The sequence below is a fragment of the Affinibrenneria salicis genome (genome assembly GCF_008710095.1).
On record NZ_VYKJ01000001.1, the window covers coordinates 569,984 to 589,278 of the forward strand.

General features: G+C 59.0%; 22 protein-coding genes. 10 read left to right on the forward strand and 12 right to left on the reverse strand.

Annotated elements, in window-relative coordinates; translation table 11 throughout:
• Positions 1-66 precede the first annotated feature (66 nt).
• Positions 67-576: a zinc uptake transcriptional repressor Zur gene (gene zur / locus FJU30_RS02530; protein ID WP_150433802.1), complete on the reverse strand. Its 510-nt coding sequence runs from the start codon at positions 574-576 to the stop codon at positions 67-69.
• 98 nt (positions 577-674) lie between these two features.
• Positions 675-1,376, reverse strand: coding sequence for a pirin family protein (locus FJU30_RS02535; RefSeq protein ID WP_150433801.1), 702 nt, complete (start codon positions 1,374-1,376; stop codon positions 675-677).
• 111 nt (positions 1,377-1,487) lie between these two features.
• Between FJU30_RS02535 and FJU30_RS02540 the strand changes: the two genes are divergently transcribed.
• Positions 1,488-2,384, forward strand: a complete 897-nt coding sequence (locus FJU30_RS02540; RefSeq protein WP_150433800.1) for a LysR family transcriptional regulator — start codon at positions 1,488-1,490, stop codon at positions 2,382-2,384.
• 42 nt (positions 2,385-2,426) lie between these two features.
• Here FJU30_RS02540 and FJU30_RS02545 read toward each other — a convergent pair whose 3' ends face one another.
• From FJU30_RS02545 to FJU30_RS02590, 10 genes are all read right to left on the reverse strand, one after another.
• Complete coding sequence (locus FJU30_RS02545) at positions 2,427-3,422, reverse strand: glutathione S-transferase family protein (RefSeq protein ID WP_150433799.1); 996 nt, start codon at positions 3,420-3,422, stop codon at positions 2,427-2,429.
• A gap of 227 nt (positions 3,423-3,649) precedes the next feature.
• Positions 3,650-4,045: a DoxX family protein gene (locus FJU30_RS02550; RefSeq protein ID WP_150433798.1), complete on the reverse strand. Its 396-nt coding sequence runs from the start codon at positions 4,043-4,045 to the stop codon at positions 3,650-3,652.
• A 220-nt stretch (positions 4,046-4,265) separates the two neighbouring features.
• A complete protein-coding gene (locus FJU30_RS02555; protein WP_150433797.1) occupies positions 4,266-4,547 on the reverse strand; it encodes a YqjK-like family protein in 282 nt (93 codons plus the stop codon).
• Positions 4,544-4,939: a phage holin family protein gene (locus tag FJU30_RS02560; RefSeq protein WP_150433796.1), complete on the reverse strand. Its 396-nt coding sequence runs from the start codon at positions 4,937-4,939 to the stop codon at positions 4,544-4,546. The genes FJU30_RS02555 and FJU30_RS02560 overlap by 4 nt, the downstream gene beginning before the upstream one ends.
• Positions 4,940-4,969: 30 nt before the next feature.
• Positions 4,970-5,275 carry a DUF883 family protein gene (locus FJU30_RS02565; RefSeq protein ID WP_150433795.1) on the reverse strand — a complete coding sequence of 102 codons (306 nt, stop codon included), beginning with the start codon at positions 5,273-5,275 and terminating at the stop codon, positions 4,970-4,972.
• Between the two features lie 157 nt (positions 5,276-5,432).
• On the reverse strand, positions 5,433-5,813 hold the full coding sequence (locus FJU30_RS02570) for a DUF1090 domain-containing protein (RefSeq protein ID WP_150433794.1): 381 nt from the start codon (positions 5,811-5,813) through the stop codon (positions 5,433-5,435).
• 77 nt (positions 5,814-5,890) lie between these two features.
• Entirely contained in the window at positions 5,891-6,250 is a 360-nt protein-coding gene (gene mzrA, locus FJU30_RS02575) for an EnvZ/OmpR regulon moderator MzrA (protein WP_150433793.1), read from the reverse strand.
• A 3-nt stretch (positions 6,251-6,253) separates the two neighbouring features.
• On the reverse strand, positions 6,254-6,928 hold the full coding sequence (locus tag FJU30_RS02580) for a DedA family protein (protein ID WP_150433792.1): 675 nt from the start codon (positions 6,926-6,928) through the stop codon (positions 6,254-6,256).
• Between the two features lie 534 nt (positions 6,929-7,462).
• Positions 7,463-8,710 (reverse strand): serine/threonine transporter SstT, encoded by a 1,248-nt coding sequence (gene sstT, locus FJU30_RS02585; RefSeq protein ID WP_150433791.1) that lies wholly within the window; start codon positions 8,708-8,710, stop codon positions 7,463-7,465.
• 611 nt (positions 8,711-9,321) lie between these two features.
• Positions 9,322-10,305: a Gfo/Idh/MocA family protein gene (locus tag FJU30_RS02590; RefSeq protein WP_150433854.1), complete on the reverse strand. Its 984-nt coding sequence runs from the start codon at positions 10,303-10,305 to the stop codon at positions 9,322-9,324.
• A gap of 177 nt (positions 10,306-10,482) precedes the next feature.
• On the opposite strand from FJU30_RS02590, the gene rlmG reads away from it, so the two are divergent.
• The 9 genes from rlmG to FJU30_RS02635 all read left to right on the forward strand — a co-directional run bounded on the left by rlmG (position 10,483) and on the right by FJU30_RS02635 (position 19,256).
• Positions 10,483-11,628 (forward strand): 23S rRNA (guanine(1835)-N(2))-methyltransferase RlmG, encoded by a 1,146-nt coding sequence (gene rlmG / locus FJU30_RS02595; protein ID WP_150433790.1) that lies wholly within the window; start codon positions 10,483-10,485, stop codon positions 11,626-11,628.
• Positions 11,629-11,825: 197 nt separating this feature from the next.
• Positions 11,826-12,122 carry a hypothetical protein gene (locus FJU30_RS02600; protein WP_150433789.1) on the forward strand — a complete coding sequence of 99 codons (297 nt, stop codon included), beginning with the start codon at positions 11,826-11,828 and terminating at the stop codon, positions 12,120-12,122.
• A 235-nt stretch (positions 12,123-12,357) separates the two neighbouring features.
• Positions 12,358-12,843 (forward strand): ATP-independent periplasmic protein-refolding chaperone Spy, encoded by a 486-nt coding sequence (gene spy, locus FJU30_RS02605; RefSeq protein WP_150433788.1) that lies wholly within the window; start codon positions 12,358-12,360, stop codon positions 12,841-12,843.
• A gap of 524 nt (positions 12,844-13,367) precedes the next feature.
• Positions 13,368-14,303, forward strand: a complete 936-nt coding sequence (locus tag FJU30_RS02610) for a MurR/RpiR family transcriptional regulator (protein WP_150433787.1) — start codon at positions 13,368-13,370, stop codon at positions 14,301-14,303.
• Positions 14,304-14,352: 49 nt separating this feature from the next.
• The gene (locus FJU30_RS02615; RefSeq protein ID WP_150433786.1) at positions 14,353-15,390 is read left to right on the forward strand and encodes an ABC transporter substrate-binding protein; all 1,038 of its coding nucleotides are present in this window, start codon (positions 14,353-14,355) and stop codon (positions 15,388-15,390) included.
• Positions 15,391-15,425: 35 nt separating this feature from the next.
• Entirely contained in the window at positions 15,426-16,205 is a 780-nt protein-coding gene (locus FJU30_RS02620) for an ABC transporter ATP-binding protein (RefSeq protein WP_150433785.1), read from the forward strand.
• A gap of 14 nt (positions 16,206-16,219) precedes the next feature.
• Positions 16,220-16,972 carry an ABC transporter permease gene (locus tag FJU30_RS02625; RefSeq protein ID WP_150433784.1) on the forward strand — a complete coding sequence of 251 codons (753 nt, stop codon included), beginning with the start codon at positions 16,220-16,222 and terminating at the stop codon, positions 16,970-16,972.
• A gap of 58 nt (positions 16,973-17,030) precedes the next feature.
• Complete coding sequence (locus FJU30_RS02630; protein ID WP_150433783.1) at positions 17,031-18,266, forward strand: Zn-dependent hydrolase; 1,236 nt, start codon at positions 17,031-17,033, stop codon at positions 18,264-18,266.
• Positions 18,267-18,299: 33 nt separating this feature from the next.
• On the forward strand, positions 18,300-19,256 hold the full coding sequence (locus FJU30_RS02635) for an N-carbamoyl-D-amino-acid hydrolase (protein ID WP_150433782.1): 957 nt from the start codon (positions 18,300-18,302) through the stop codon (positions 19,254-19,256).
• Positions 19,257-19,295: the final 39 nt, after the last annotated feature.

Sequence of the window (19,295 nt, forward strand, 5' to 3'; positions counted from 1 at the left end):
CGTTGTACTGCGCTGCCGGTAAGCGGGCGGCGCGGCTCGCCCGCTTACCCCGGCGGAAGGGCCGGCTCAGCGTTTTTTGATCTTTACCGTATGGTCGTGATTACAGCTTTCCGGCTGATTACAGCTCGCCACCTCCTGGCAGTCCTCGCATAAGCCATGCGCTTCCACCACGCTGTGACGCAGATAAAATCTGGCCTGTCTGGCCAGCTTCTGCAGCGTTTCCTCAATCCCTTCCGTCTGGCGTTCCGTCACCTGACCGCAGCGGTCGCAGATAAACAGCGCCGAGCTGTGGCTGGGCTCTTCAAAATGGTGGCAGAGCACGTAGCTGTTGTTGGATTCGACCCGGTGGATAAAACCCTGCTCCAGCAGAAAGTCCAACGCGCGATACACGGTCGGCGGCTTAGCCTGCGGTTCGGACACGCGCAGCAGATCGAGCAAATCGTAGGCGCTGATGGCGCCGGGCTGCTGCGCCATCAGGCGCAACACTTCAAGACGCTGTGGCGTCAGCCGCACATTACGCTGCTGGCAGATCTGTTCCGCCTGCGCCAGCAGCTTTTCCTGAGTGGTTGAGTTCATTGCCGTAACCCTGAAGTGTGATAATCAGGCTATCTTAGCATGCCTGTGTAAAAAACGCAGGGCCGCGCCGGTCGGCGCGATGGCCTGAGCGCGGCGCGTCAGGCGGCCAGATCGATCACCAGCGCGCGCAGCGGGGAGGCGGCCTTCAGCGTCAGACAGGATTCCTGCTGAATGAAGGCGCCGTCGCCGCAGTGCAACTGCGCCGCGCAGTCCTGCGCCCCACAGGCCTGCAGCGAACCGTGGATTAGCTGCAAATAGGCGCGGCCGCCGTGCAGCGCGATCGTCTGTTGCTGGCCTTCGGACAGTTCGACATGATAGATCCACGCCTGTTGGCGCAGCTGCAGACTGTTGTCTTCGCCTTCCGGCGACGCCAGCAGGGAACAGTTCGGCGCATTGAGCGTCAGGCGCTGCATGCGGCTGTTTTCCCGCGAGGGGCAGGCGTCGAGCCACAGCTGCAGCCGGGTCAGCGGCTGCTCGCTGCTGATATTGTGCTCACTGTAGCTAACGTTCGGCCGGGCGGCCAGCAACAGCGCTTCACCGGCGGCGGCCCGGATATGATTGCCCTCGCTATCGCGGTATTCCGCTTCGCCCTGCAGGATAATATTCAGAATATCGACCTGCGGATAGGTTCTGGGCTGAAAAGACGCGCCGGGGGTCAGCACTTCCTGATTCAGCACGCGCAGCGCCGCATATCCCAGCAGCTGGGGATCAAAGTAGTGGCCAAAAGAGAAGGTGTAGCGCGCCTGTAACCAGCCATAGTCCGCCTGCCCGCATTTTTCCGCCGCTCTGCTTATGATCATGATACCAGGACCTTATTAATTATTTCCGTACTAAATAGTAATTTGGTGGACGAGGGATTGTTAGCTAGTTAATCTGGTCGGTATGTTCAAAATTCCTGAATGAGAGCAAGAATGGCAAGAGAACGGGCATTGACGCTGGAATCGCTGCGGGTCATGGATGCGATCGACCGCCGCGGGAGTTTTGCCGCCGCCGCGGATGAGCTGGGGCGGGTTCCTTCCGCGCTGAGCTATACCATGCAAAAGCTGGAAGAAGAGCTGGATGTGGTGCTGTTTGACCGCTCCGGCCACCGAACGAAGTTTACCAATGTCGGGCGTATGCTGCTCGAACGCGGTCGTATTCTGCTGGAAGCGGCCGACAAGCTGACCACCGATGCCGAAGCCCTGGCGCGCGGCTGGGAGACGCATATCACCATTGTGGCCGAAGCGCTGGTGCCGACGGAAAAGCTCTTTCCGTTGCTGGATAAACTGGCGCAAAAGGCCAATACCCAGGTTTCTCTGCTGACTGAAGTGCTGGCCGGCGCCTGGGAGCGTCTGGAGCAAGGGCGAGCGGATATCGTCATTGCGCCGGATATGCATTTCCGCGCCTCGGCCGAGGTTAATTCGCGCAAGCTGTACAGCGTACAGAACGTGTATGTCGCCAGTCCTGATCATCCGATTCACCAGGAACCGGAGCCGTTATCGGAGGTGACGCGCATCAAATATCGCGGCATCGCGGTGGCGGATACCGCGCGAGAACGCCCGGTGTTGACGGTACAGTTGCTGGATAAACAGCCGCGGCTGACCGTCAGTTCGATCGACGATAAACGCAAAGCGCTGCTGGCCGGTTTGGGCGTGGCCACCATACCTTATCCGGTCGTCGAACAGGATATTGCCGAGGGGCGGCTGCGCGTGGTCGGCCCGGAATACATGCTGGAAAGCAATATCATTATGGCGTGGCGGCGCGACAGCATGGGCGAGGCCAAATCCTGGTGCCTGCGCGAGATCCCGAAGCTACTGAATCAGGCGTAACGAGGCGGACGCGCTGGAGGCTCGCGTCCGCCGTCGGGCGCGTCACGCCGATGTAATGAAGGCTTCGTCCCGCCCGTGCGGCGCGCGCCAGTCTTGCTGCGGGCCGGTGGAGATGATGCCGTGCGGGTTGATAGTGGAATGGCTGCAGTAGTAATGATGTCGGATGTGCGCCATATCGACCGTATCCGCCACGCCCGCCAACTGATAAATATCGCGCAGAAAGCCGTACAGGCTGGGGTAATCGCTCAACCGCTTTCTATCACATTTAAAGTGGGTGTGATAAACCGCATCGAAGCGAATCAGCGTTGTCCACAGACGAATATCCGCCTCGGTCAGACGTTCGCCCGTCAGATAGCGCTGTTGCCGCAGAATATTTTCCAGTTTGTCCAGCGCGTCAAAGACCGCATTCACCGCGTCGTCATAGGCGGACTGGCTGGTGGCGAAGCCGGCCTTGTAAACGCCGTTGTTCAGGCTGGGGTAAATCCAGTCGTTCAGCCGGTCGATACGGTTTTGCAGCGCGGACGGATAGAAATCGCCCTCGCGCGCGCCAATTTGGTCGAACGCGCTATTGAACATACGTATGATGTCCGCGGACTCGTTGCTGACTATCGTATGCTGGCGCGTGTCCCACAGTACCGGTACCGTGACGCGCCCGCTGTAGTCCGCTCTGGCATGCAGGTAGAGCTGATAGAGAAACTCATGCTGATAAAGCGAGTCGCCGGTGGCGCCGGGAAAGTCGGTCGCGAAGGTCCAGCCGTTTTCTTTCATCAGCGGGTGCACGACGGATACCGCAATCTGTCCGCTCAACCCCTTGAGTTCGCGGAGCAGCAACGTGCGATGCGCCCACGGGCAGGCGAGCGATACATACAGATGATAGCGCTGCGGCTCCGCCCTGAAGCCGCCGGTTCCGCTGGGGCCGGGCTGTCCGTCCGGCGTTATCCAGTTGCGAAAGTGAGATTTGGTGCGGCGAAAATGGCCGCCGGTCGACCGGGTATCATACCAGGTATCGTGCCAGACGCCGTCAATCAGCTGTCCCATTGATGCCTCCGCGAGTTGTGCCGCCGCTGTTGCGTGGCGCGATAGATGGAAAACAGGGTTCAGGTCGACGCGCTGGCGGTTAACCCGGCAGCGTGCCGGCGCAGCCCGGCCATTTCATACCGCCGCATCAAACGATCGGGCGTGCGCGGCGGGGCTGCGTTCGATCAACGAACGGGGACTCTCGTCCCCGCCGCATGGTGGTTACAGTATAATGCGACCGCTACCGCTTACCATTTTTTGTTCAGCAGCTTATCGATGCTGAAAGCGCCGGGGCCGTTTACCGCCAGCAGCAGATAGCCTCCGGCGATAGTCAGGTTCTTCATGAACATCACCTGATTCGCGCCTTCAGCGAAATTGGTGTGAAAAATAAAAGCGGTCAACAGCGTAAACCCAGCGGTGAACAGCGCCACAGTGCGGGTCATGAAACCGAACAGCACGGCCAGACCGCCACCCAACTCCAGCAAAATCGTCAGCGGCAGCAGAAAGCCGGGGACGCCCATCGACTGCATATACTGCTGCGTGCCGGCATAGGCTTCTCCCAGCTTGCCGTAACCAGCCACAATAAACAGAATCGGCATCAAAATACGGGCAGCCAGCAACGCAGTATTTTCTAAATTTTTCATCGTCTCTCTCCAGTCGTTTTGTTTGCGGTCGTCGACGGTTTTGTGCCTGTCGCCGCGTCGGACAAGGGTTACTCGTCGCGGTTATCGTGTGGGAGTGATGTTAATGTGGAAGCGCCACGCATGACAGCGAGTAAAACTGTTGCTTTTTATCAGAAAAATTGACGAGTGGCGAGTTGGCAGACGGTCGCCGCGGCCGGAATCGGCGCACGGCGGCGAAAAATTAGCGCTGCAGGGCCTTACGCAGAAATTTGATGGTGCCCCAGGCGCCGATGGCGCGGCGCGTCCACAGGACCAGTTTGCCGGGGTGGCGCAGGCCGTAGACCGCCATGACGCCTGCGCCGGCCAGCAGGTATTTGCGCAAGCCGAGCAGGCCGCCAAAATAACGGTCGCAGGTCTCCGTCGTTTCCAGCCATTGCTTTTTGCTGGCGCTCAAATCGAGTCTTTGCTGCTGGATGTGGCGCAGCAGTCGCGCCTTATCGCGTTCCCGCTGTGTTCGGCTCATTCATCGTCCTCCTCCAGCAGGTCGCGATCGGCTTTCAGCTCTTTACGCGTGGCGCTCAGCAGCGTTGAACGCCGCACTTTGACCAGCGTCCAGATGCCGATGATCAGCGCCAGACCGAGCAGAACGGCGGTGATGCTGGTCAGCGCGATAAACCGGTACTGGGGATCGATGCCCCAGATAGCCAGCGCAAACAGACTCATCAAACCGAACGCGGCGAATAATAGCGTCAGGCCCGCCATCATCAACAGCTGAATCAGGTTGGCCTTTTCTTCTTCCAGCTCAAGCACCGCCAGGCGCAGGCGGGTTTCCACCATGCCCACCACCAGGGTGAAGACGCGGTGAACAATACCCGCGGCCCCGCTTCCGGGGCCTTGTCGTTGTTGATCGGTCATAAGGAAACTGTCGTCAAATGAAGGCCGATATTAACGGCGGGAAAGCAAGATACCCAGCACCACGCCCACTGCGGCGCCGATACCGACCCCGGTCCACGGATTTTCACGCACATATTCGTCCGCGCGACCGGCCACTTCTTTGGTGTGGCTGGCGAGGCGTTCGCCCGTATCGCTCAGGCGCGAACGCGTTTCTTTTAGCGCGCTTTCCGCTTTACTGCGCAATTTGTCCAGTTCGGCTTTAGATTTATCGCTGGAGCTGCTTAACACTTCTTCCAGCGTATCCGCCAGAGATTTTAGTTCGGCGCGTAAATGTTCTGCATTTGGATCTTTTGCCATATCGATAACTCCATTCGTGAGCATTCTGGAATATTAACTATAGCGGTTTTTTCCATGCTTGCCTGACTGTTACTGCAAGATTATTCCGGAAATTCGCTGTTATACCGATGTTTTACAGGATAAAAAGCCTGAACGCCGCTATTTATGATGGGCAACGCTATTGTGCTTCCAGCTCGCGCAGCGCCTGTTGCGCCTCGGCCAGTTTTTTCTCCCGCTTGATAATTTTATCCGCGTCGCCTTTCTGCTGACTCTGCCGCAGTTCTTGCTGGCGTTCCGCTACTTCCGCGCGTTTTTCCTGTAACGCCTGCCGGCGTTTTTGCGCCAGTTGTTCGTCGTTGCAGTTTGCCCGTTGCTCGCTCAGCGCGCGCTCCAGTCCCTGGACTTTTGGTTGATTATGGTGCTGACGAGCCTGCTCAAGCTGCTGCTGAATATCCCGCTCTTTGGCTGCGCAGCCGCCCGATGCGGCGTTCGACGCGGCAAACGCGCCGCAGGACAGCGTACTCAGCAGAACCGAAACAGCAAAATAAGATAATTTCATAAGGCGTGTGTCCGTGATTGATTGTGTCTGGATGCGTACGGCCGCGTGGACGGAGCGTCCCCGCGCCGTGCAGCGTTTCAGCCGGGTTTAGGCAGACCGGACAGAGGCAGCGGCGCGGCGACTTTCTGGCTGATGACGTTGATGTGCGGCAGCGCCGTCAGCAACACTTCCCGGGCGGCCGCGCTCTGTTCCGGCGACGTCAGATGGACGATCAGGCTGTCGCTGGCCGGCGTAATGCTTTTAATGCCGATACCGTGGTCGTTGAGCTGCTGCCAGACGTAAAAGCCATCCGGCAGCGCCGCGCCCTGACTCAGAGGGCATAGATGCAGAATAGTCTCTTCCTGCGTCAGTCGCGGTATCTGCAGCAGCGCGAAAACCGACAGAAGGGCCAACAGCAGGCGTCCGGCCATTTTAGGGCTGAACCAGCGATGTATCATGGGTTAATTTCCACGATTTGCGCTGGCGGCGCGTTTTTTACGCCAAAGGATTATCAGTGAACCGAACAGTCCGATGAACAGCAGCGCCAGCGGCAGCATCATCAGAAAAAACATCAGTTCGTCTTCATAACGTCGGAATATCGGCGTTTTCCCCAGCGCGAAGCCGAGCGAAACCAGAATCAGCACCCACAGCAGCGCGCTCATCCAGTTAAAAAACTGAAAGCGGGCGTTGTTCAAGCCGGACAGACCGGCGATGGTGGGCAGCAGCGTGCGGATAAACGCCAGAAAGCGCCCAATCAGCAGCGCGGAAAGACCATGGCGATGGAACAGGTTGTGCGCGCGCTGGTGGTAGTGGGCCGGCAGGTGGGAAAGCCAGCTTTGCACGGTGCTGGTATTGCCGAGCCATCGCCCCTGGATATAACTCACCCAGCAGCCGAGACTGGCGGCGGTGGTCAGTAAAACAATGGTAAGGGGAAAATTCATCGTGCCTTTCGCCACCAGCACGCCAACCAGAATCAGCAAACTATCGCCGGGCAGAAACGCGGCGGGCAATAAGCCGTTTTCCAGGAACAGAATCATAAATAGCAGCAGATAGATGGTCCAGACCAGCGTGGGATCGGCCAGCGTCTCGAAATCCTGATTCCAGAGCGCGTGTAAGAGTTCTTTGATGATATCCATACGGTTGTTCCTAATACGGCGGTATTACGTGCTTCCCGTGGCGATACGATAGCGCTCCGGTCATCGTAAAATCAGCCAGTCTTGCAGGACAATGCGTCCGGCAGCGCCCCACGGAGGCTTTTTATGCCTTAACTGGCTGATTAAGCGTAACTAAAGTGATCAAGTTGTAACAACCTTGACCGGGTCGGGGTAGATAAATATAACAGCAGAAATCGTGATTTCGCGTGTTTTATTGAGTATAAGCCTATTTTTACCGCCTTTTTTACATTATTTGACACAAGCATAGATTTTCTGAAGCTTAATCGCGGCGGCGGCAGGGATTTTAGCCCTGATTTTATTGGCGCGCGGCGGATGCGCGCTGATCGATGCCGTCGGCGACACGCGGCGCCGTCTTGTCTGGCGCTTGTCGCGTTGGTTTCGCCGTCGGCCGGGCGACCCCGTGTAAGTATATACGCAATAATGTTTAGCGGGCGGAAAGAGGGCGGCTGAACGCATCGCAAGAGCGCGGCGGCGGTCCGCCGCGCCCGGCCCGGCTTAAAGCGGGTTTAAACGTTCTTTTTCCGCCAGTCTGGCGTCTTCGGCTTCGCATACGGCGGCAATAAACATCACATCGGTGGAGGAGTTAACCGCCGTCTCCGCCGAGTCCTGCAGCACGCCGATAATAAAGCCGACCGCAACCACCTGCATGGCCACATCGTTGGAAATACCGAACATGCTGCAGGCCAGCGGAATTAACAGCAGCGACCCGCCGGCGACGCCGGAAGCGCCGCAGGCGCACAGCGAGGCCACCACGCTCAGCAGCAGCGCGGTCGGCAGATCGACATGAATATCCAGCGTATGCGCGGCGGCCAGCGTCAGGACGGTGATGGTAATGGCGGCCCCTGCCATGTTGATGGTGGCGCCGAGCGGGATGGCGACCGACCAGGTATCCTCATCCAGATTTAGTTTGCGGCACAGCTCCATATTGACCGGAATGTTGGCCGCCGAACTGCGGGTAAAGAATGCGGTCACGCCGCTTTCACGCAGACAGGTTAATACCAGCGGATACGGATTACGGCGGATCTTCCAGAAGACGATCAGAGGATTGATGCCGAAGGCGACCAACGCCATGCCGCCGATCAGCACCATGAGCAGATGTGCGTAGCTCCACAGCGCGCCGAAGCCGGTTTCCGCCAGCGTGGAGGCGACCAGTCCGAAGATCCCCACTGGCGCGAAACGGATCACCACGCGCACGATGAAGGTGACGGCATCCGACAGGTCGCAAACCATCTGGCGGGTCGTTTGCGAACCGTGGCGCAGCGCGATGCCAAAACCGACCGCCCAGACCAGAATGCCGATATAGTTGGCGTGCAGCAGGGCGTCGATCGGGTTGGCGATGATGCTAACCAGCAGACCCCGCAGGACCGCCACAATGCCGGAGGGCGGTACGACATCCGCCGCCTGGGCATTCAGCACCAGGGTTGAGGGGAAGAGGAAGCTGATGCTTACCGCGACAAGCGCGGCGGAAAAGGTGCCGATTAGATACAGCACCAAAATCGGACGGATATTGGTTTTTTGTCCCTGCTGGTGGCCGGCGATCGAGGCCATCACCAGCATTAACACCAGCACCGGCGCCACGGCTTTCAGGGCGCCGACGAACAATGTGCCCAGCAGGCCGACGGCGACGGCCGCCTGAGTGGATACGGCGGCCAGCGCGATGCCGGCGGCCAGCCCGACCAGGATCTGTTTCACCAGACTGGCGCGCATGAAGTAATGGAAAAAACGAGCGTGTTTGTCAGCCATAATATTAACGGTGTTACCGTTCCCGCATTGTTGTTATCCCGTTCATTTTTCAGGCTGCAGGGGCGCCTTATTACCGGAACTGTCCCGGCTTCGTCCCTGTAAGCCGCGCTTAACCGCGCGCCCGGCCGTCTGGTCCCCCAGGTTATTTACCGGAGTAAACGACCGGCGATGCGCGCGGGCTGGCGGCGTCCTGAAATCGATTGGGGTGATGTTGTTCAGGCCGCGCATTCCGGCAGAACAAAATGCCAAAATGTTTTACAACCTGTAACCAGGTGTGTTTGCGCGAGTCAGTATAGGGAAAATGGTTAACATGAAAAGCGGCGTTATTTTTTTTCATTATGTTTTGTGGCGTAGCCCGCGAAAATGCGAAAAAGTTCCGTTTGGGCGCCCTGGCTGCCGTTAGCGGGCGAACCCGCCGATTTTGCCGCGTTGCCTGCGCCCGGCCGCAGACTTATCCCGATGTTTTTTCAGCATTCAGGGATGAGACGCGGCATTACGTGTTTGTGCGCCGGAATGACGTAACAACGCGCAGGCGGCGACGGAATAGTCGGGCCGCGCAGGGGGGGAGTCGGCGTCCGGCAGGCGGCAATATCGCCGGGCGGGCGCAGTGGTTACTGCGCCGCGTCCGCCGGGAAAATCACGCCGGTCTGCCGGCGAATCTCGGTCAGCAGGCGCGCCACGTCCAGCGACGTCGCCAGCCCCGGGTGTTCGACGCTGCCGCTGTCGACCAGTCCGGCAAAGATTTCCGCTTCATACAGCATGGCGTTAATATGCTGCGGCAGGCTCAGATCCTGGCGCTTGCCGTCAAGGCTGAAAAACTGGATGCGCTGGCATTCTGCGATCTTATCGATGACCAGCGTGCCTTCTTCGCCCTGGATTTCGCTGGCGATCGCGGAGTGGCTCACCTTCGAATGCAGCAGCGTTACGTCAAAATCGCGGTAATTGAGAATGACGCTGCCGTGCGCGTCGACGCCGCTTTTCAGCAGCGCCGCGCTGGCCTGCAGCGCGTGCGGCGCGCCCCACAACGCGACGGCGCTGGCCAGACAGTAATAGCCGATATCCATGATCGAGCCGTTTGAAAATGCCGGATTAAAGGTATTGGGGACCTCGCCGGCCAGGTAGCGCGGGTAACGCGAAGAATACTGACAATAGTTGAACAGCGCTTTACGCAGCCGGCCGATTCTGGGCAGCGCCTGGCGCAGCGCGGTGAAGTTGGGCAGGCTGGCGGTTTTGAATGCTTCAAACAGCACGACCCGCTGCTCACGCGCGCAGTCGATCATGCGTTCGGCTTCACGCTGGTTCGAGGCCAACGGTTTTTCGCAGATCACATGTTTGCCGTGGCGCAGGAACAGCAGCGTTTGTTCACAGTGCAGAGCGTTGGGGCTGGCGATATAGACGGCGTCGATGGCCGGTGATTTCGCCATCTGCTCCAGAGAGATAAACAGATGCTCCACCGGATAATCGGCCTGCCAGCTCCGGGCCTGTTCCAGCGTACGAGAGTAGACCGCCGTCAGTTTCATTTTCCCGCTCTCATGGGCGGCATCGACAAACTGACGGGTTATCCAGTTAGTACCTATAATCGCGAAGCGGATCATATGGCTGCTATCCTGCTGACGAAAAAGAGAGCACCAGATTAGCATGCCGATACGACAAGACAATGCCGTCGTCGTCGCCATTTTCGGCGGCAATTGCCGCGGTCGGTGCGAAAAAGCATTTACTGCGGCCCGCTTTTAAGCGATAAACAGCGCAATTTTTACGATTCAGGAGCAGTGATGAACCAGGCAACATGGGAATATAGCGGGCTGACGCTGGAGCGTTTTCCGCAGCAGAGTAACGACGCCACGCTACAGGCATGGGACGCTGCCGATGAGTATATCCTGCGAGAGCTGGAATCCGCTCCCTCCGCCGCCGGTCCGGTACTGATCTTTAACGACGCCTTCGGGGCGCTGGCTTGCGCTCTGCAGTCGCGGCATCCGTTCTGCGTCAGCGACTCGTTGTTAAGTCAACTGGCGACGCGCCACAATCTGGCGCTGAACCATTACGCGCCCGACGCGGCGACGTTGCTTGATAGTCTGGCTGATTTACCCGCCGCGCCGGCGCTGGTGATCATTAAGCTGCCGCGTACGCTGGCGCTGCTGGAATATCAGCTGCATGCCCTGCGGGCGGTCGTCGGCCCGCAAACGCAGGTGGTTGCCGCCGCGAAAACGCGTGACGTTCACACCTCGACGCTGCAGCTATTCGAACAAATTATCGGGCCGACCCGCACCTCGCTGGCATGGAAGAAGGCGCGTCTGATTCACTGCGAAGTCGCGCCGCCGGCCCGGCCGGACTACAATCCGCTGGTCGGCTGGACGCTGGATAAAAGCGATTATCTGATCCAGAATTTACCCAACGTCTTTTCCCGCGGCGGGCTGGATATCGGCGCCCGCTTCTTTATGCAGCATTTGCCGCGCGATCTGGCGGGCAGTATGGTCGATTTGGGCTGCGGCAACGGCGTGGTGGGGCTGACGGCGCTCGAGCGCAACCCGGATGCCAGCCTGCTGTTTTGCGACGAGTCATACATGGCCGTTGAGTCCAGCCGCATTAACGTAGAGCACAACCGACCGCAGGATATGGCGCGCTGCGAATTCCGCGTCAATGACACCTTGACCCGGGTGAAGCGCGAGAGTCTGCAGGCCGTCCTGTGCAATCCGCCGTTCCATCAGCAGCAGGCCATCACCGACCAGATCGCCTGGCAGATGTTTCATGACGCGCGCCGTTGCCTGGTCTCGGGCGGCGAGCTGCGTATTGTCGGCAACCGCCATCTGGACTATTTTCACAAGCTGAAGCGTCTGTTCGGCAACTGCGAGGTGCTGGCCAGCAACAGTAAATTCGTGGTGCTGCGTTCGGTGCGCTCGATAACGCGTCAGGCGGTCTGAACGCGCACGGCGCTGCGGCCGATCGCGGAAATAAGATGACGGGGCGATTCGCCGCTTTATCGATACTAAAACGGGGCGGTCGCGCCCGGCCGGCCTGGCGCGAAAATGCGTCGGCCGGAACAGGCAGGGTTCGGATTGTTTGTTGTATGGGCGCGCTGTCATTATAATTCGCTGGATAATTAAGCGAAGGAATCTGTATGAGGCTAGAAGAACTGGAGACCCGGCTGAACGGCGCGTTACTCGATTTAGAGCGCACCCTTCAGCAACAGCAGCAAACCTGGCGGCAGGATTATCAGGCGTTGCAACAGCAGCTGGCGCAGTCGCAGCAGCGGGAACATGAGCTCAGCGCCCGGATTAACCAGTTGGTGAACCAGCTTAATATGGTTGACGCCTCGCCAGAGCGTAATCCGCTGATGCAAAAAATAAAGGTTATCAATGCCTATGTCGATGCATTGGCTAAAGACGCCTCGGCGTTCGCGCGCTCTCTGCCCTGATGTACCGTACCTTCTCAGGCGATCAGCCTGAGCGGTTACTGTCGCCGCGTGTTTTAACGCAATATTGTCATTTTCTTACCAGATATCCTCGATTTCTTCATATTTGGTGCAAAATTCGCTGCCATCCTTTCAGTTATTTACCGTCGCTCTAATTACCTGAAGTTCGATGGCGTAGACTTCATGGCGTCAGGGCGACATCGTTCGCTAATGAACAACCCTATGTGAGGATTTGAATATGCGTAAATTGACCGCAATGTTTGTCGCTACCACGCTGGCGCTGGGCGCCGCAGGTCTGGCCCACGCCGAACCCGCCGATGCGGGCAAAGCCCCGGAGGGGCGTACTCAGGGTATGATGAAGCACGGTCCGCGCGGCGACATGATGTTTAAGAATTTGAATCTGACGGATGCGCAGAAACAGCAGATTCGCCAGATTATGCAGGACTCGCGTAAAGAGCCGCGCATGCCTTCGCCGGAAGATCGTCGGGCGCTGCATCAGTTGATTACCGCCGGCACCTTCGATCGGGCTCAGGCCGAGACGCTGGTGACGAAGATGGAAGAAGCGAACAAAGCGCGCACGCTGGCGCATCTTGAAGCGCAGAGTAAGATTTACAATATTCTGACGCCGGAACAGAAAACGCAGTACAACGCCAACTTCGAAAAACGCCTGGCGCAGCCTCATCCGGACAAACACGACGGCAAGCCGCCCAAACCGGCTGAATAATCCGACGGCAGCGCGCGCCAGCGGTCTGCCGGAGTAGGCCTTTTGCCGCATTCGCATTCAGACCGCCGCATCTCTCCATGGCTGCTCAACATCGCGCCGTGGCCGGATGCGGCGGTTTGCCGCATTGGGTCTCCGGGGGGCCCGCGGAGGTAGCCGCCGACAGGTATCGTCCTTTCGTTCTCTCCCTTTACCGGCGCCCGCCGGCGGGGAAATCACCGGTAAATCGATGTGAAAGCGGTCGGGTAACTCTATCCTGCGCCAGCCATCTGCGGCGCGTCTTATTTTGGTGCACTCCCGCCTTCTGCTGCACCAGACTGTACGTTTTTCTCTGCCGCGTCGGCGGTTGTCCTGTATGGCTTAATCGACTTCATTTCATTATTAATTATTTTATTTCAATCAATTAGATAATTTTTTTTGTTTTTTTATGGTGTTGGCGCGCGGTTTGCTTTTCTTTTGGCACAACTATTTCTTATTTTGTTTTTTTATAAAACATATGTGCCATAGGGCGCGTCGCCGCGGGAGCCATGATGAATAGCCTATCGCCGATAGCAGAAGAAAAGAACGCCATGCTGGCCGAATTACAGACCATTATTCGGCGAGTCTATAGCGCGCTGTCTCCCGCCGAAAAGAAACTGGTGGATGTCATTCTTGCCCATCAGCACCATCTGGCCAGTTACAGCGCCACGGAACTGGCCGGGCTGGCCGGCGTATCGAAATCCACGGCCGCGCGCGTGTTTCGCCGTCTCGGTTTTGAGGATTTCAATCAGTTCCGCACCAAATGCCGCGGCATTGAGCCGGTGGGCGGCTCGCCGCTCAGCAACCTGGAACAGCATCCGCAGCGGCCGAAGACTCTGCGCGAGCGGCTGGAGGTGCACGTTGAACGCGAGCGGGAAAATCTTTCCGTTATGCACCGGAACAGTATGCCGGCGGAGCTGGAGCGGGCGGTGAATCTGCTGAGCGGCGCGCGGCGCGTCTGGGTTATCGGTTTTCGCAATAGCTACGCCACCGCGTTTTACGCTCAGGCGCTGTTTTCCCACGCGCTGTCCGATGTGCAGCTGGTCAACGATCCCGCCGCCAAATTCGCCGATGTGCTGGCCGATATCCAGCCGCAGGACGTGCTGTTCGTGGTGGATTTCCCGCGTCAGATCCGCCTGCTGTCTTACCTGGTGCAGGTGGCGAAAACCTACCGGGCGCGGGTGATTATTCTGAGCAACAGCCTGGTGTCGGATATCGACGCGTTGGCGGATATCGTCATTCCCTGCGCCGCCAGCGGCAGCGCCATCTTCGACTCCTATACCGCCGCCATCAGCATGGTCAATTTTCTCGGCAATGAGCTGGTGGCGAAATCTCCTGAAAAGGCCAGTCAGCGTATGCAACGCATGGAGGATATCCATCAGCAGATCGACGACCTGTATCAGCCCGTGCCGCTGCCGCATGAGGATACCAGCAACCGTTTTTAACACCGACACACACAATGCGTAATCCACCCTTTATTTGAGGAAATCAGCGATGTTAACTCCCGCGTTTTCGACGATGCATAAATTAGGCTGTACGGTTCTGTTGTCGCTGTCTGTACTGGCGTCTCAGGCCCAGGCCGCTGACCCGGTCAAAGTGAAATTTTCGATGGACTGGCGCTTTGAGGGGCCTTCGGCGCCGTTTTTGATGGCCAAAGCGAAGAACTATTTCGTTCAGGAAGGGCTGGATGTGCAGATCGACTCCGGCAACGGGTCGGCCGGCGCGGTAACCCGGGTGGCCACCGGCGCCTATGATATGGCCTTTGCCGATTTCAACTCGCTGATCGAGCAGGAGTCGCAGCATCCTGGAACCGGCATCAAAGGCGTCTATATGCTGTACAACGTGACGCCGGGCGCGGTGTTTACGCTGAAGAGCTCGGGGATCGCCAAACCGACGGATCTGCAGGGTAAAACCATCGCCGCGCCGGTGTTCGACGCCGCCCGCAAGTCCTGGCCGGCCTTCGCCAAAAAAGTGGGGCTCAATAAGGATGCGGTCACCTGGCAGTCCGCCGATCCCACCGTCACCGACAATTTGCTGGCGCGTAAGAATGTGGACGCCATCTCCGGCTTCTATTTCACCAACTTGTTGAACCTGGAGGCGCGCGGCATCAAGGCCGACGATCTGGTGATTTTCCCCTATTCGCAATACGGCGTGGATCTGTACGGCAACACCATTATCGCCAGCAAAAACATGCTGGAAAATCATCCCGAGGTTATTCAGGCCTTTTTGCGCGCGTTCAATAAAGCGGTGCAGGAGACTATCGCCGATCCGAGCGCCGCGGTGCAGTACGTCAAGGCGCGCGACTCGCTGATCAATGCGCCGCTGGAAACGCGTCGCCTGCAGATGGCGCGGGACATGCTGATCGTCACGCCGGAAAGTAAAAAACTCGGTCTGGGCGCTGTCGATCCGGCGCGGATGAAGAATTCCGTTACCGAGGTGGTCAGCGCGTTCGGTCTGAAGAACACGCCCGACGCCAGTACATTATTTACCGATGCGCTGTTGCCGGCGCGTGCAGACCGGGACGTTCAATAACCCCCGTCACACAGCATGATTTCAGGTGGTAACAAATGAGTTTCGTGAAATTTGAGAACGTCAGCCTGGCGTACAACAACAGCGATCAACTGGCCATCAAAGATGTGAACTTCAGCATCAGGGAAAATGAGTTCGTGGCGCTGGTTGGTCCGTCCGGCTGCGGTAAATCGACGTTTATGAAATTGACCTCGGGCTTGATTGCGCCGACGGAGGGATACGTCTTTGTCAATAAACGCGAGGTCGTCGGACCGCAGAAATGCATCGGCATGGCGTTTCAGGCGTCTAATTTGTTACCCTGGCGGACCACGCTCGACAACGTCATGCTGCCGATGGAAATCGTGGAGCCGTATCGTTCCACGCTGCGCGCCAACTACAAAACGTATCAGCAGCAGGCCCGCGCGTTATTAAAACGGGTCGGGCTGGAAGGCTGCGAGGATAAATATCCCTGGGAGCTGTCCGGCGGGATGCAGCAGCGCGCTTCCATCTGCCGGGCGCTGATCCACAAACCCCGCCTGCTGATGCTGGATGAGCCCTTCGGCGCGCTGGACGCCTTCACGCGCGAAGAGCTTTGGTGCATGGTGCGCGATCTGTGGCAGGAGTCGCCCTTTACCGTGGTGCTGGTGACGCACGATCTGCGCGAGGCGGTGTTCCTGGCGGATACCGTCTATGTCATGAGCGCCCGTCCGGGCCAGATTATCGCACGCCGGGAGATCGAACTGCCGCGCCCGCGCGATTTGCAGGTGACCTATACCGATCCTTTTTCCCGTTATGTGCTGGAACTGCGCGAGCACATCTCTTCACTGCGCAAAGCGTAATAAGGGGCGCCATTATGTCGCGATCAACGCTGATCAAAATCGCCCCCTGGGGGCTGTTAATTCTGCTGGGATTGATCTGGCAACTGATTGTTACCGGTTTCAATGTCTCCAGCTATTTATTCCCTTCCGTGACCGACGTCTGGCGATCGCTGGTGACCGACTGGCGGCCGATCGCCGAGCACTCGCTACAGACGCTGTATACCACGCTGGTCGGCTTTGTGCTGGCGGTGGTGTTCGGTCTGTTTCTCGGCATTGCCGTCGGCGCCTCCAACCTGGTGTACAAGGCCGTTTATCCGCTGTTGGTCGGGTTTAACTCCATACCTAAGGTGGCCTTCGTACCGGTGCTGGTGGTGTGGTTCGGCATTGGCACCGTCCCGGCTATCGCCACCGCGTTTCTTATCTCCTTCTTTCCCATTGTGGTCAACGTGGCCACCGGCCTGGCGACGGTGGAGCCGGAGATGGAGGACGTGCTGCGTTCGCTGGGCGCCTCGCGCATGGATATCCTGAAAAAAGTGGGGCTGCCGCGCTCGCTGCCCTACTTTTTCGCCTCGCTGAAGGTGGCGATCACGCTGGCGTTCGTCGGTTCGGTGATTTCGGAAACCGTCGCCTCCAACCTGGGCATCGGCTATTTGATGATGGCCGCCAGCTCCACCATGAATATGGCGCTGGTGTTCGCCGGCTTGATCGTTATCGGCGCGATGGGCGTCGTGATGTACGAAATCTTCGCCTTTGTCGAGAAACGGATGACGCACTGGGCCCATCGCTAACGCCGGAGGACGGGGGAAATGCCCGCCAGAGGCGACAACAGAATACAAGGAACCTGTCATGAGCAGTGATTTGCGGATTAACGGCGAACGCCTGATGGCGTCATTACATGAGCTGGGAACCTTCGGCGCGCTGCCCGGCGGCGGCGTGTGCCGCCTGGCGCTGAGCGATGAGGACCGCCAGGGGCGGGACTGGACCCTGGCGCGTATGCGCGCGCTCGGGCTGACGGTCACGATCGACGGCATCGGCAACGTCGTCGGCGTTTACGCCGGGCAGATCGACGCGCCGCCGGTGATGATCGGCTCGCACATCGACACGGTGGCGACCGGCGGCCTCTATGACGGCAACTACGGCGTGCTGTCCGGGCTGGAGGTGATCGCCACGCTGCGCGACGCGGGAATTCGTCTGCGCCGACCGGTGGCGGTGGCCTTCTTCACCAATGAGGAAGGGGCGCGTTTTCAGCCCGATATGATGGGCAGTCTGGTGTTCCAGGGCGGTCTGGCGCTGGAAACGGCGCTGGCTACCACCGGCATCGACGGCGTGACCGTCGGCGATGCGCTGCGTCAGATCGGCTACGCCGGCCCGGCGCCGGTGGGCGCCAACAAAGTGGACAGCTATTTCGAACTGCATATCGAGCAGGGGCCGGTGCTGGATGAAGAGGGCTTGTCCATCGGCGTGGTGCAGGGCGTGCAGGGTATTTCCTGGACCGAGTTCACGCTGGGCGGCGTGGCCAACCATGCCGGCACCACGCCGATGCGTCTGCGCCACGACGCCGGCTATGTGGCGGCGCGTATTAACACCTTCGTGCGCGAACTGGCGCAGGAGTTGGGGGGCGATCAGGTGGCGACGGTCGGTTACCTTACCTGCGCGCCGAATCTGGTGAATGTTATTCCCGATACTCTGCGGTTGACGGTGGATCTGCGCAATACCGACGCGGAGGTGCTGCGCCAGGCGGAGCAGCGGCTGTGGGCCTTCGCCGACCGGGCGGCGACGCAGGAAGGGGTGACGCTGACGCGACGCATGCTGGCGCGTTTCGAACCCACGCCGTTCGATACGGAGATGGTGGATCTGGTGGAGGCGCAGGCGCGCCGGCTGGGTCTGTCGTCGCGCCGCATGCCGAGCGGCGCGGGGCATGATGCGCAGATTCTCGCCGCGCTGTGTCCGGCCGGGATGATCTTCGTTCCCAGCGTAGAGGGGCTGAGCCATAACATCCGAGAATTCACCGCCGCCGGGGATCTGATCGCCGGCGCGAATGTGCTGCTCGGTGCGGTGGCGCAGCGCGCGCAGCGCGACTGACGCCAGAAAGATTAATGATGAGGGAGAGATAAAGTGGCTCGTTATGTCAATGTCGCTATCGGCCAGTTGGGACCGGTAAACCGAGAGGATTCGCGCGCGCAGGTGGTGGCGCGTTTAATGAAACTGATGCGAGAGGCCCGCCAACTGGGGGCCGATCTGATCGTCTACCCGGAGCTGGCGCTGACCACCTTCTTCCCGCGTTGGTACATCGAGGATGAGCAGCAGCTGGACAGCTGGTGCGAGGCCAGCATGCCCGGGCAGGACACCCTGCCGCTGTTTGAACTGGCGCGGGAATTGCAAATCGGGTTCTGCCTCGGGTACGCCGAGCTGAGCGACGAGGGCGGCGTCAGGCGGCGCTATAACACCTCGATTCTGGTGGATAAAAACGGCGATATCGTCGGCAAGTACCACAAGGTGCATCTGCCCGGCCACCGCGAGCACGAACCGTGGCGCGCTTTTCAGCACCTGGAGAAACGCTACTTCACGCCGGGCGACCGTTTTTCCGTCTACCCGGCGTTCGGCGGCCTGTTCGGCATGGCGATCTGCAACGATCGACGCTGGTGCGAAACCTACCGCGTAATGGGGCTACAGGGCGTGGAGATGGTGCTGATTGGTTACAACACGCCGGTGCATAACGCGCCGGCGCCGGCGCATGACGACCTGTCCCTGTTCCATAACCAGCTTTCCATGCAGGCCGGCGCATACCAGAACGGCACCTGGGTAGTGGGCGTCGCTAAGGCGGGGACGGAAGAAGGCGTCGATCACATCGGCGGCAGCTGCATTATCGCCCCGTCCGGCGAAGTGGTCGCCAGCTGCGTCACCAAAGGCGACGAAGTGGCGATCGCGCACTGCGATCTGGATTTTTGCCAGATCTATAAGCGCACCACCTTTAATTTCGATCTGCACCGCCAGCCGCAGGCCTATGGGCCTATTACTCGTCTGAAGGGCGAAACGCTGCTGGCGGACGGCAGTCCGCGGGTAAAAAAATAATTATCCCCGTCGCGCGCCAGGCGGCCGGGCAACGCGCCG

Bases quoted from the DNA above. Each gene is read 5' to 3' on its own strand.
- FJU30_RS02590 (WP_150433854.1), bottom strand. From the start codon at position 10,305: ATGATCCGCTTCGCGATTATAGGTACTAACTGGATAACCCGTCAGTTT.
- FJU30_RS02535 (WP_150433801.1), bottom strand. From the start codon at position 1,376: ATGATCATAAGCAGAGCGGCGGAAAAATGCGGGCAGGCGGACTATGGC.
- FJU30_RS02540 (WP_150433800.1), top strand. From the start codon at position 1,488: ATGGCAAGAGAACGGGCATTGACGCTGGAATCGCTGCGGGTCATGGAT.
- FJU30_RS02620 (WP_150433785.1), top strand. From the start codon at position 15,426: ATGAGTTTCGTGAAATTTGAGAACGTCAGCCTGGCGTACAACAACAGC.
- FJU30_RS02630 (WP_150433783.1), top strand. From the start codon at position 17,031: ATGAGCAGTGATTTGCGGATTAACGGCGAACGCCTGATGGCGTCATTA.
- FJU30_RS02570 (WP_150433794.1), bottom strand. From the start codon at position 5,813: ATGAAATTATCTTATTTTGCTGTTTCGGTTCTGCTGAGTACGCTGTCC.
- mzrA (WP_150433793.1), bottom strand. From the start codon at position 6,250: ATGATACATCGCTGGTTCAGCCCTAAAATGGCCGGACGCCTGCTGTTG.
- FJU30_RS02580 (WP_150433792.1), bottom strand. From the start codon at position 6,928: ATGGATATCATCAAAGAACTCTTACACGCGCTCTGGAATCAGGATTTC.
- FJU30_RS02545 (WP_150433799.1), bottom strand. From the start codon at position 3,422: ATGGGACAGCTGATTGACGGCGTCTGGCACGATACCTGGTATGATACC.
- FJU30_RS02560 (WP_150433796.1), bottom strand. From the start codon at position 4,939: ATGACCGATCAACAACGACAAGGCCCCGGAAGCGGGGCCGCGGGTATT.
- FJU30_RS02615 (WP_150433786.1), top strand. From the start codon at position 14,353: ATGTTAACTCCCGCGTTTTCGACGATGCATAAATTAGGCTGTACGGTT.
- FJU30_RS02555 (WP_150433797.1), bottom strand. From the start codon at position 4,547: ATGAGCCGAACACAGCGGGAACGCGATAAGGCGCGACTGCTGCGCCAC.
- rlmG (WP_150433790.1), top strand. From the start codon at position 10,483: ATGAACCAGGCAACATGGGAATATAGCGGGCTGACGCTGGAGCGTTTT.
- sstT (WP_150433791.1), bottom strand. From the start codon at position 8,710: ATGGCTGACAAACACGCTCGTTTTTTCCATTACTTCATGCGCGCCAGT.
- FJU30_RS02565 (WP_150433795.1), bottom strand. From the start codon at position 5,275: ATGGCAAAAGATCCAAATGCAGAACATTTACGCGCCGAACTAAAATCT.
- FJU30_RS02550 (WP_150433798.1), bottom strand. From the start codon at position 4,045: ATGAAAAATTTAGAAAATACTGCGTTGCTGGCTGCCCGTATTTTGATG.
- FJU30_RS02600 (WP_150433789.1), top strand. From the start codon at position 11,826: ATGAGGCTAGAAGAACTGGAGACCCGGCTGAACGGCGCGTTACTCGAT.
- spy (WP_150433788.1), top strand. From the start codon at position 12,358: ATGCGTAAATTGACCGCAATGTTTGTCGCTACCACGCTGGCGCTGGGC.
- FJU30_RS02625 (WP_150433784.1), top strand. From the start codon at position 16,220: ATGTCGCGATCAACGCTGATCAAAATCGCCCCCTGGGGGCTGTTAATT.
- zur (WP_150433802.1), bottom strand. From the start codon at position 576: ATGAACTCAACCACTCAGGAAAAGCTGCTGGCGCAGGCGGAACAGATC.
- FJU30_RS02610 (WP_150433787.1), top strand. From the start codon at position 13,368: ATGATGAATAGCCTATCGCCGATAGCAGAAGAAAAGAACGCCATGCTG.